The 10631-nt window shown below is 74.2% G+C and carries 10 protein-coding genes and 1 riboswitch; of the genes, 7 read left to right on the forward strand and 3 right to left on the reverse strand.

Annotated elements, in window-relative coordinates; all coding sequences use genetic code 11:
* Positions 1 to 355: 355 nt before the first annotated feature.
* From FA014_RS14345 to FA014_RS14355, 3 genes are all read left to right on the forward strand, one after another.
* On the forward strand, positions 356 to 1573 hold the full coding sequence (locus FA014_RS14345) for an NADP-dependent isocitrate dehydrogenase (RefSeq protein WP_154730339.1): 1218 nt from the start codon (positions 356 to 358) through the stop codon (positions 1571 to 1573).
* Positions 1574 to 1782: 209 nt separating this feature from the next.
* Positions 1783 to 2901 (forward strand): ROK family transcriptional regulator, encoded by a 1119-nt coding sequence (locus FA014_RS14350; RefSeq protein WP_328288206.1) that lies wholly within the window; start codon positions 1783 to 1785, stop codon positions 2899 to 2901.
* 46 nt (positions 2902 to 2947) lie between these two features.
* Complete coding sequence (locus tag FA014_RS14355) at positions 2948 to 3733, forward strand: ATP-binding cassette domain-containing protein (RefSeq protein WP_154730341.1); 786 nt, start codon at positions 2948 to 2950, stop codon at positions 3731 to 3733.
* Between the two features lie 155 nt (positions 3734 to 3888).
* On the opposite strand, the gene purU is transcribed toward FA014_RS14355, so the two are convergent.
* Positions 3889 to 4761 carry a formyltetrahydrofolate deformylase gene (gene purU, locus FA014_RS14360; protein ID WP_154730342.1) on the reverse strand — a complete coding sequence of 291 codons (873 nt, stop codon included), beginning with the start codon at positions 4759 to 4761 and terminating at the stop codon, positions 3889 to 3891.
* Between the two features lie 135 nt (positions 4762 to 4896).
* On the opposite strand from purU, the gene FA014_RS14365 reads away from it, so the two are divergent.
* The 3 genes from FA014_RS14365 to FA014_RS14375 all read left to right on the forward strand — a co-directional run bounded on the left by FA014_RS14365 (position 4897) and on the right by FA014_RS14375 (position 7803).
* Positions 4897 to 5403, forward strand: a complete 507-nt coding sequence (locus FA014_RS14365; RefSeq protein WP_154730343.1) for a GNAT family N-acetyltransferase — start codon at positions 4897 to 4899, stop codon at positions 5401 to 5403.
* 70 nt (positions 5404 to 5473) lie between these two features.
* Positions 5474 to 5561: riboswitch (ZMP/ZTP riboswitch) on the forward strand.
* A gap of 60 nt (positions 5562 to 5621) precedes the next feature.
* On the forward strand, positions 5622 to 6911 hold the full coding sequence (gene glyA / locus FA014_RS14370; RefSeq protein WP_154730344.1) for a serine hydroxymethyltransferase: 1290 nt from the start codon (positions 5622 to 5624) through the stop codon (positions 6909 to 6911).
* Between the two features lie 13 nt (positions 6912 to 6924).
* Positions 6925 to 7803 carry a bifunctional methylenetetrahydrofolate dehydrogenase/methenyltetrahydrofolate cyclohydrolase gene (locus FA014_RS14375; protein ID WP_154730345.1) on the forward strand — a complete coding sequence of 293 codons (879 nt, stop codon included), beginning with the start codon at positions 6925 to 6927 and terminating at the stop codon, positions 7801 to 7803.
* Positions 7804 to 7970: 167 nt separating this feature from the next.
* Here FA014_RS14375 and FA014_RS14380 read toward each other — a convergent pair whose 3' ends face one another.
* Together FA014_RS14380 and FA014_RS14385 are read right to left on the reverse strand one after the other, a co-directional pair.
* Positions 7971 to 8585: a cysteine hydrolase family protein gene (locus FA014_RS14380; protein ID WP_230323173.1), complete on the reverse strand. Its 615-nt coding sequence runs from the start codon at positions 8583 to 8585 to the stop codon at positions 7971 to 7973.
* On the reverse strand, positions 8582 to 10147 hold the full coding sequence (locus tag FA014_RS14385; RefSeq protein ID WP_154730346.1) for a purine-cytosine permease family protein: 1566 nt from the start codon (positions 10145 to 10147) through the stop codon (positions 8582 to 8584). Before FA014_RS14385 ends, FA014_RS14380 begins: the two co-directional genes overlap by 4 nt.
* Before the next feature lie 135 nt (positions 10148 to 10282).
* Here FA014_RS14385 and FA014_RS14390 point away from each other — a divergent pair.
* Positions 10283 to 10631, forward strand: a 349-nt coding sequence (locus FA014_RS14390) for a phosphotransferase (RefSeq protein WP_154730347.1), incomplete at its 3' end; no start/stop codon positions are given.

Below are 10631 nucleotides of genomic sequence, written 5' to 3' on the forward strand. Positions count from 1 at the left end.
GCCGCGCCGGCGGGCGGCGCGGACGGCGTCGGGGTCACGGGGGAGCCGGTGGCCGGGGCGGTGGGCTCGGCCGGGGTGCCCGGCTGCGGGGCGGCCGCGCCGGTGGGGGCGTCCGGGGCCTCGGCGGGCTCGGGCTTGTCCTGCGACATGATGATCCGTTCGTCCGGGTGCGATGACGGGCGCGGGCCGCGCCGTTCGGCGGCCCCGCACCGGGTCCGACCTGCGGGCGCGTCTCGCGCAGCCCCGGTCGGGCACTCGCGTCGAGCATGCCACCGATCGCTGTGCGTCGCCTGGACGCAGCCCGTCCCCGCGCGGGCCGCCCGCAAAGTCTCTCGACGTCAAGTAATCTGGCCGCATGGCGAAGATCAAGGTGGTTGGACCGGTCGTCGAGCTCGACGGTGACGAGATGACGCGGATCATCTGGCAGTTCATCAAGGACCGCCTGATCCATCCGTACCTCGACATCGACCTGCGCTACTACGACCTGTCGATCGAGAACCGCGACGCGACGGACGACCAGGTGACGATCGACGCGGCGCACGCGATCAAGGAGCACGGCGTCGGCGTCAAGTGCGCGACGATCACCCCGGACGAGGCCCGGGTCGAGGAGTTCGGCCTCAAGAAGATGTGGCGCTCCCCGAACGGCACGATCCGCAACATCCTCGGCGGCGTGGTGTTCCGCGAGCCGATCATCATCAGCAACATCCCGCGTCTGGTGCCGGGCTGGAACAAGCCGATCATCATCGGCCGCCACGCCCACGGCGACCAGTACAAGGCGACCGACTTCCGCGTCCAGGGTGCGGGCACGCTGACCCTGACCTTCACCCCCGCGGACGGCTCCGAGCCGATCCAGCAGGAGGTCGTGACGTACCCCGAGGGCGGCGGCGTCGCGATGGCCATGTACAACTTCGACGAGTCGATCCGCGACTTCGCGCGGGCCTCGTTCGCGTACGGCCTGCAGCGGAGGTACCCGGTGTACCTGTCCACCAAGAACACGATCCTCAAGGCCTACGACGGCCGGTTCAAGGACCTGTTCCAGGAGGTGTTCGACGCCGAGTTCGCCGCCGCCTTCGCGGAGGCCGGCCTGACCTACGAGCACCGCCTCATCGACGACATGGTCGCCTCGGCCATGAAGTGGGAGGGCGGCTACGTCTGGGCCTGCAAGAACTACGACGGCGACGTGCAGTCCGACACCGTCGCGCAGGGCTTCGGGTCCCTCGGCCTGATGACCTCGGTCCTCATGACCCCCGACGGCCAGACCGTCGAGGCCGAGGCCGCGCACGGCACCGTCACCCGGCACTACCGCCAGCACCAGGCGGGCAAGCCGACGTCGACCAACCCGATCGCGTCGATCTTCGCCTGGACCGGTGGCCTCAAGCACCGCGGCAAGCTGGACGGCACCCCGGAGGTCACCCAGTTCGCCGAGACGCTCGAGGACGTCGTCGTGAAGACCGTCGAGAGCGGCAAGATGACGAAGGACCTCGCGCTGCTCGTCGGCCCCGAGCAGGAGTGGCTGACCACCGAGGCCTTCCTCGCTGCCCTCGACGAGAACCTCGCCGCGCGCCTGGGCTGACCGCTCCGGCACGGCCCGACGGCCGCCGTCCCCGTCCGGGGCGGCGGCCGTCCGCGTCTCGCTTGCCGTCAGGCTGTGAACGCACACCGGTGGGTGGCCGCGACGTGCCGGATCGGGGTGCGTGCGCCTGTATCCTCGGCTACGTGGGCACCGAGAGAGTGACCCCGGGTTCGCAATCTTCACTCCGTGAAGCCAACCGCGCCCGGATCGTGAGTGCCGTCCAGCAGCGTGGCTCACTCACGCAGGTCGAGCTGGCCGGTGTCACGGGGCTGTCACCTGCGACGGTGTCGAACATCGTCAAGGAGCTCACCGGCGCCGGCGTCCTCGCCACGGCGCCCACCTCCCGCAGCGGCCGCCGCGCCCAGCAGGTCACGCTCGCGCGCAACCTCGGCCTGGTGGGCGGCATCCACTTCGGCTCGCGCTCGCTGCGCGTGACCATCGCCGACGTCGCCCAGCGGGTCGTCGCCGACCAGCGCATGCCGCTGCCCCCGGACCACCGCGCGGACGCCGGCCTGGAGCGCGCGTCCCTGCTGCTCACCGAGCTCGTCGACTCCGTCGGCGCCACCATGTCCGAGGTGCTGTCGGTCGGCGTCGGGGTCCCGGCACCCGTCGACCCGGTCACCGGCCGCATCGTGTCGGTCGGCGTGCTGCGCGGCTGGGACGGGGTGTCCGTGCCCGAGGTGCTGGAGCGCCGGCTCGGGGTGCCCGTCCAGGTCGACAACGACTCGAACCTCGGGGCGCTGGCCGAGCTGCGGCACGGTGCCGCCCGCGGCAAGCGGCACGTCGCCTACCTGAAGGTCTCGCACGGCGTCGGCAGCGGCCTCATCGTCGACGGGCGCGTGTTCCACGGGCGAACCGGGGCCGCCGGCGAGTTCGGCCACATCACCATCGACGACAACGGCCCGATCTGCCGGTGCGGCAACCGCGGCTGCCTCGACGCGCTCATCGGCGCGCCGGCCCTGCTCCGGATGCTCGAGTCCAGCCACGGGCACCTCACGCTGTCGGACGTCATCGCCCGCGCGCAGGACGGCGACCCCGGCTGCCGCCGGGTGATCTCCGACGCGGGCAGGCTGCTCGCCGTGGCCGCCGCGAACACCTGCAACCTGTTCGACCCCGAGCTGGTCGTCGTCGGCGGGCGGCTCGCCGAGGCGGGCCCGATCCTGCTGGACACGTTCCGGAGCGTCCTCGCGCAGCGGACCCTGCCGAGCACCGCCGGACCGGTCGAGGTGGTCGTCTCGGAGCTGGGCACGGCGGCGGAGGTGCGGGGCGCGCTCGCCCTGGCGCTCGACCACGCCGGTATTGCCCAGTCGATGGCGGTGGCAGGATGAGCCGGTGCAGCACGGCACGCGGCAACGACGCAGCGGAGGAGGACCGATGAGCCGGACACCGGGCACCCCCGTCCTGTCCGTGCGGGGCGTCTCCCGCAACTACGGGGCCGTCCGCGCGCTCGTCGACGTGGACCTCGACATCCACGCGCACGAGGTCGTCGCGATCGTCGGCGACATCGGCGCGGGCAAGTCGACGCTCGCGCGGGTGATGTCGGGGGCGCTCGCCCCCGACTCCGGGACGATCGAGGTCGACGGCGCGCCGGTCACCATGCCGTCGACCCGCGCCGCGCGGGAGCTCGGCATCGCCGCCGTGTTCCAGGACCTCGCGCTCGCCGAGAACCTCGACGTCGTGCAGAACCTGTTCCTCGGCCAGGAGCTGCGGCGCGCCGGGATCCTCGACGAGCGCCGCATGGAGCGCCGCGCCTGGGAGGTGCTCAGCCAGCTCGCCGCGCGCGTGCCCTCCGTCCGCGCCCCCGTGCGCGCGCTGTCCGGTGGGCAGCGGCAGGCCGTCGCCGTGGCGCGCACCCTGGTCGGCAACCCGCGGGTGGTCGTCCTCGACGAGCCGCTGGCGTCGCTCGGCATCTCGCAGACCGCCGAGGTCCTCAACATGGTCGAGCGGCTGCGCGAGAGCGGGCTCGGCGTCGTGATGATCAGCCACTCGATGGTCGACGTGCAGGCCGTCGCGGACCGGATCGTGGTGCTGCGGCTCGGGCGGATCAACGGCGACTTCGACGCCGAGCACGCCTCCTACGAGGACCTGATCGCCGCGATCACGGGGATCACGCCGGCCGGGCGGGCGGCCCGGCCGACCACGCGGCCCGCGACGCTCTGAGCCGCTCACCCGGTCCGATGCGGTAACAGGGGAGCGCCGCGCACCCGGCTGCCGGTGCGCCGCCCTGATCCCCACCGGATCGTCGCCCGCCCACCCGACCGGTCGGCCGGCGGCGCGATGATCGGGTGGGGACGGGGACGATCAGCGTCCGACGGTCAGCGGAAGACGATCGTGCGGTGCCCGTCCAGCAGCACCCGGTGCTCGGCGTGCCAGCGCACCGCGCGGGCCAGCGCCCGGCGCTCGACGTCCTGGCCCAGCGCGACCAGGTCCGCGACGCCCCGGGAGTGGTCCACCCGCTCGACGTCCTGCTCGATGATCGGGCCCTCGTCGAGGTCGCCGGTCACGTAGTGCGCGGTCGCGCCGATGAGCTTCACGCCGCGGTCGTGCGCCTGCGCGTAGGGGCGGGCGCCCTTGAACGAGGGCAGGAACGAGTGGTGGATGTTGATCACCCGGCCGGTCAGCGCCCGGCACAGGTCGTCCGACAGGATCTGCATGTACCGGGCCAGCACGACCAGCTCGACGTCCAGCTCCTCGACCAGCTCCAGCAGCCGCGCCTCGGCGGCCGCCTTCGTGTCCTTGGTGACCGGGACGTGGTGGAACGGGATGTCGTAGAACGCGGCCAGGTCGGCGAGCGCGGTGTGGTTGGACACCAGCCCGACGATGTCGATCGGCAGCCCCTCGGACCGCTGCCGGAACGCGAGGTCGTTGACGCAGTGCGCGGCGGTCGACCCGAGCAGCAGGGTGCGGACCTTGCGGCCGGCGACGTCCAGCGACCAGTCCATCGAGAACCGCGGGGCCAGCGCGCCGAGCGCGGCCTCGAGCTCGGCGCGGGTGCGCTCGGCGGCGACCTCGACGCGCATGAAGAACAGCCCGGAGAGCGGGTCGCCGAACTGCTGCGACTCGGTGATGTTCCCGCCGTGCTCCGCCAGCAGCCCCGCGACCGCGGCGACGATGCCGGGCTGGTCGGGGCAGGACAGCGACAGCACCCAGGAGGTGGCCGCGCCGGGGGTGGGGGTCGAGGTCGTCACGCAGGGGAGGGTACCCGCGCGCGGTGCGCGGCGGCCTCGGCGTCCAGCGGCGGGCGGGTGCCCGGCGGGTGGAATCCGGGCGACACCGGGACCTCCGGGCTGTCGACCGCGCGCACCTCCTGAGACGATGGGGGCATGAGCGAGACCGAGGTGACCATCCGTCCCATCGCCGACGCCGAGGCCGGCGAGCTCCTGACGCTGCGCCGAGCCGCGTTCGTCACCGAGGCCCAGCAGTACGACGACCCGCACATCCCGCCGCTGACCCAGACGCTGTCGGAGCTGCGCGCGGACCTCGCGGCCGAGGGCGTCGTCACGCTGGGCGCCTGGGCCGGGCACCGCCTGGTCGGGTCGATCCGCGTGGTGCTCGAGGGCAAGAAGGCCACGCTCGGCCGGTTCGCCGTCGCGCCCGACCAGCAGGGCCACGGCATCGGGACCCAGCTGCTGCTCGCGATCCTGCCGCACCTGCCCGAGGACGTGGAGGAGATCTGGGTGTTCACCGGGCGGGACTCGGTGCACAACCTCGCGCTGTACGAGAAGCACGGCTACACGCACGAGCACGACCAGACGGTCGGGGACCTCACGTACGCCTACCTGCGGCGGATCCTCGGGGACGCCGACGCGGAGGCGCCCGCCTCTGCCTGAGGCGCGACGCCGGGGCGGTCCGACCGGTCCGCGGACGCCCCGTCCCGCCGGGCCGGGGACGTTGCTACCCTGACGGGGTCGCGACTGGCGCACAGGTGGGTCACCACCGGGGAGCGACGCAGCAGCACGACGTCGGGTCGGACGCCTGGGCCCCGCGGTCACCCCACACCATCGGTGTGCGGTCGACAGACCGCGCCCGCCGACTGCCGAGGAGACGCATGAGCGCCGAGAACACGCCCCTGCTCGACCAGAACCTGTCCCAGGTGGACCCGGAGATCGCGGCGGTCCTGGACGGGGAGCTCGCCCGTCAGCAGGGCACGCTCGAGATGATCGCGAGCGAGAACTTCGTCCCGCGCGCCGTCCTGCAGGCGCAGGGCTCCGTGCTCACGAACAAGTACGCCGAGGGCTACCCGGGCCGCCGGTACTACGGCGGCTGCGAGCAGGTCGACATCGCCGAGACGCTGGCGATCACCCGCGCCAAGGAGCTGTTCGGCGCCGAGCACGCCAACGTCCAGCCGCACTCCGGCGCCACCGCGAACGCGGCCGTGCTGCACGCCCTCGCCAACGCCGGCGACCGCATCCTGGGCCTCGAGCTCGCGCACGGCGGCCACCTCACGCACGGCATGAAGATCAACTTCTCCGGCAAGCTCTACGACGTCGGCGCCTACGGCGTGAACCCGGACACCTTCCTCATCGAGCCGGAGGCGATCCGCGAGGCCGCGCTCAAGCACCGCCCGCAGGTCATCATCGGCGGCTGGTCCGCCTACCCGCGGCACCTCGACTTCGCCGCGATGCGCGAGATCGCCGACGAGGTCGGCGCCAAGCTCTGGGTCGACATGGCGCACTTCGCCGGCCTGGTCGCCGCGGGCCTGCACCCGTCGCCCGTGCCCTACGCGGACGTCGTGTCCTCGACCGTGCACAAGACCATCGGCGGCCCGCGCTCGGGCTTCATCCTGAGCAAGGAGGAGTACGCCAAGAAGATCGACTCCGCCGTGTTCCCGGGCCAGCAGGGCGGCCCGCTCATGCACGTCATCGCCGCCAAGGCCGTGTCGTTCAAGATCGCCGGCGGCGAGGACTTCGCCGACCGCCAGCAGCGCACGATCGACGGCGCGCGGATCATCGCCGAGCGCCTGGTCGCGCCCGAGGTCGCCGCCGCGGGCGTGTCCGTCCTGACGGGTGGCACCGACGTGCACCTGGTGCTCGTCGACCTGCGGAACTCGCAGCTCGACGGCCAGCAGGCCGAGGACCTCCTGCACGACGTGGGCATCACCGTGAACCGCAACGCGGTGCCGTTCGACCCGCGCCCGCCGCGCGTCACCTCCGGCCTGCGGATCGGCACCCCGGCGCTCGCGACCCGCGGGTTCGGCGACGCCGAGTTCACGGAGGTCGCGGACATCATCGCGACCGCGCTGACCGCCGGCGCGTCCGCCGACGTCGAGGGCCTGCGGGCGCGGGTGGCCAAGCTGGCCGACGCGTTCCCGCTGTACCCCGGCCTGCAGCAGTACTGATCGGGGCCGCGACATGACGGCGAAGACGCTCGACGGCAAGGCCACGGCCGCCGCGATCAAGGGCGAGCTGAAGGCGCGGGTCGCCGCGCTGGCGGAGCGCGGCATCACGCCCGGGCTCGGCACGCTGCTGGTGGGGGAGGACCCGGGCTCGGTGTCCTACGTCGCCGGCAAGCACCGGGACTGCGCGGAGGTGGGCATCGCCTCGATCCGCGAGGACCTGCCCGCCGACGCCTCCCAGGAGGACATCGAGGCCGCCGTGCAGCGGCTGAACGAGGACCCGGCGTGCACCGGGTTCATCGTGCAGCTGCCGCTGCCCCGGGGGATCGACACCAACCGGGTGCTGGAGCTCGTCGACCCCGACAAGGACGCCGACGGCCTGCACCCGACCAACCTGGGCCGCCTGGTGCTGCGCGTCAACGAGGAGGTCGACTCCCCGCTGCCCTGCACGCCGCGCGGCATCATCGAGCTGCTCACCCGGCACGGCGTCTCGCTGGCGGGGGCGGACGTGACCGTCATCGGGCGCGGGACCACGGTCGGCCGGTCCATCGGGCTGCTGCTGACCCGCCGCGCCGTGAACGCCACGGTGACGCTCACCCACACCGGCACCGCCGACCTCGGCGAGCACACCCGCAACGCGGACGTGATCGTCGCCGCCGCGGGCGTGCCCGGGATCCTCACGGCCGACCTGGTGAAGCCGGGCGCCGTCGTGGTGGACGTGGGCGTGTCGCGGGTGTCCGACCCGGAGACGGGTCGCTCGCGCATCGCGGGTGACGTCGACGCCGGGGTAGCCGAGGTGGCCGCGTGGGTGAGCCCCAACCCCGGCGGGGTCGGGCCGATGACGCGCGCGATGCTGCTGGCCAACGTGGTGGAGTCCGCCGAGCGCCAGGCCTGAGCCGACCCGCCGACGCCCGGGTCGCGCCGCTCCCCGCGGGGGACCGGCGCGACCCGGGCGTCGCGCTGTCCGTGCCCGGTCCGCCGAGGTCGAGGTTTCGCCGCGACGCGCCCGTCGGAGACGCTCGACCTGGGCGGGAACGCTCGACCTCGTGCTGGTGCGCGGCGTCAGGCGACCGGCGGGGCCGTCGTGGTCGCGAGGATCGCCCCCGCGGTCGTCGCGTCGACGACGTCCGCCAGCGGGGCGTACAGCCGGATCGCGTCCAGCGCCCGTGCGTGGCTCGCGTCGTCCGCGCCCGCGCACGCCTCGGCCACGACGCGGACGGCCACGCCGGCGTCGGCCGCCGCCAGGGCCGTGGAGAGCACGCAGCAGTCGGTCGAGACACCGGCGAGCAGCATCGTGTCGCCGGGGCGCACGTGCGCCGCGAGGTCGGGTCCCCACTTGCCGAACGTCGTGGCGGTGACGACCGCGGCCTGCGCGGCGAGGTCGGCCAGCGGGGGCGCGATCGCGTACGCCGGGGCGTCCTCGGGCTGCAGGGCGAACGGCCAGTCGGCGTAGTAGGCGACCCAGGCGCCCTCGGGGCGGTCGGGCGCCACGAACCGGGTGAAGACGGTGCGCCCGGCGCCGGCCTGCTCGGCGAGCGCACGGACCACCGGCAGCGCCTCGCCGAACCGCGGCGCCGCCCACGGGCTGTCCGCGGCGGCGAACACCGGCTGCATGTCGACCACGACCAGCACCGCCCGTCCGGGCGTCGCGCCGCCCGCGGGCTCCGCGCCCGTCACCGGGTCACCCCGGCGCCGGCCTGCGCGTCCACGGCGTCCGCCGACGGCGGCCGCGCCTCCTGCCGCCGCACGGCCCCGCGGCGCAGCAGCAGCGTGCCGAGGAACCCGACCGCGAGGGCGACCAGCACCCCGAGGTTCGCGTACGCCCAGGCCCCGGACGTCCCGCCCAGCCCGAACGGCCCGAGCAGGTACCCCTGCCAGGACAGCCACCCGGCGGACGCGTTGGTGACGAGCCCCCAGCCGAGCACGGTCCCGAGCCCGAGCAGCGCCAGCGGCACCGCGGCGGCCCGGCCGTAACGGCCCCGGGGGTCGAAGAGGTCGAGGTCGTCGTAGTCGCGGCGGCGCAGCAGCACGTCGGCGATCATGATGCCCGCCCAGGCCGCGATCGGGACCCCGAGCGTGATGAGGAAGCCCTGGAACACGCCGAAGAACGTGTCGGAGCCGAACACGATGTAGACCGTGCCGAGCACCATGATCACGCCGTCGATCCCGGCGGCCACGGGCCGGGTGACGGGCAGGCCGGTCGAGACGAGCGCGAGCCCGGACGAGTAGATGTCGAGGACGGCGCCGCCGATCAGGCCCAGCACGGCGACGACGGCGAACGGCACGAGGTACCAGGTCGGCAGGATCGTGGTCAGCGCGCCGATGGGGTCGGCGCTGATGGCCGCCCGGAGCTCGGGGTCGGAGCCGGCCAGGAGCAGGCCGAACAGCAGGAGCACGACGGGTGCGAGCGACGCGCCGAAGGTGGTCCACCCGATGACGCCGCGGCCGGAGGTGTGCCGGGGGAGGTACCGGGAGTAGTCGGCGGCCATGTTGACCCAGCCGAGCCCGAACCCGGTCATCATGAACACGAGCGCCCCGATGAACGCCTGGGCCGGGCCGGACGGCAGGGCGGTGACGGCGGCGGTGTCGACGTGGTCCAGCACCAGCAGGACGTAGCCGACGGTGAGCACGGCGGTCACGACGGTGATGACGGTCTGCATCCGCATGATCAGGTCGAAGCCGAACACGCCGCCCGCGATGATGAGCCCCGCGACGACGACCAGCGCCACGACCTGCACCCCGGTGCCGCCGCCCCAGCCGAGCGCCTCCACGACGGTGGCGGTGGCGAGCGTGGCGAGCGCGGTGAGGATCGTCTCCCAGCCGACGGTGAGCAGCCAGGACAGCACGGCGGCCACGCGGTTGCCCTGCACGCCGAGCGCCGCGCGGGACAGCACCATCGTGGGCGCCGAGCCCCGCTTGCCGGCGAGCGCGACGATCCCGCAGAGCAGGAACGAGAACACGATGCCGACGACGCTCGCGATCGCGGCCTGCGTGAACGAGACGCCGAAGTCGAGGACCCACGCGCCGTAGGACAGGCCGAGCACCGACACGTTCGCGGCGAACCACGGCCAGAAGAGCTGGCGCGGGGTGCCCTTGCGGTCGCGGTCCGCGATGACGTCCACGCCGGCGGACTCGACGGCCAGCGCGCGTCCGGGCGGGACGGCGAGGCCGGGCGTGGTGTCGGGTGCGGCACCGGGGCCGGTGGCGGGTGCGGCGCCCGCCGGGGGAGGGAGGGTCATGCACCCCATCCCACCACCGCGGACGCCCGCGGTCACCCCCTCGACCCGGACCTGGGGACGACCGCGGGCGCGTCGCGGGGCCGCCCGCGGTCGGACCGTGGCTGCGACCATGGGAGCGGGCCGGGAGGAGGGCTCGTGGACGAGGTGCTCGCGGCGGTGCTCGGTCCGGGTGCGCGGACGACGGGCGTGCTCGCGGGCGCCGGCGGTGCGACGGTGCGCGCCGTGACGGGGCCGGGTGGCGAGCGGCTGGTGGCGAAGTCCGCGCCCGTGGGGAGCGCGCCCGACCTGCTCCGGGCGGCGCGCGCGCAGGAGGCCGCGCGCCGTGCGGGGGTGCCGGTGCCTCGGACGGTCGCGGCGCGGGTGGTCGGCGGGACGCAGGTGCACGTGACCGAGCACGTCCCGGGGCGCCGGTGGTCCGCGGTGCACCCGGGCGCGGGCGACGCGAGCCGCCGGGTGGTCCTGGGCGCGCTGGCCGACGTGCTGG

Origin of the sequence: Cellulomonas hominis, assembly GCF_005239125.1 — a bacterium.
In the GTDB taxonomy this organism is placed as follows: domain Bacteria; phylum Actinomycetota; class Actinomycetes; order Actinomycetales; family Cellulomonadaceae; genus Cellulomonas; species Cellulomonas hominis_A.

What these genes read in the sequence shown, in the direction of transcription:
- FA014_RS14345 (WP_154730339.1), top strand. Translation starts at nt 356, where the DNA reads ATGGCGAAGATCAAGGTGGTTGGACCGGTCGTCGAGCTCGACGGTGAC.
- FA014_RS14355 (WP_154730341.1), top strand. Translation starts at nt 2,948, where the DNA reads ATGAGCCGGACACCGGGCACCCCCGTCCTGTCCGTGCGGGGCGTCTCC.
- FA014_RS14365 (WP_154730343.1), top strand. Translation starts at nt 4,897, where the DNA reads ATGAGCGAGACCGAGGTGACCATCCGTCCCATCGCCGACGCCGAGGCC.
- glyA (WP_154730344.1), top strand. Translation starts at nt 5,622, where the DNA reads ATGAGCGCCGAGAACACGCCCCTGCTCGACCAGAACCTGTCCCAGGTG.
- FA014_RS14375 (WP_154730345.1), top strand. Translation starts at nt 6,925, where the DNA reads ATGACGGCGAAGACGCTCGACGGCAAGGCCACGGCCGCCGCGATCAAG.
- FA014_RS14385 (WP_154730346.1), bottom strand. Translation starts at nt 10,147, where the DNA reads ATGACCCTCCCTCCCCCGGCGGGCGCCGCACCCGCCACCGGCCCCGGT.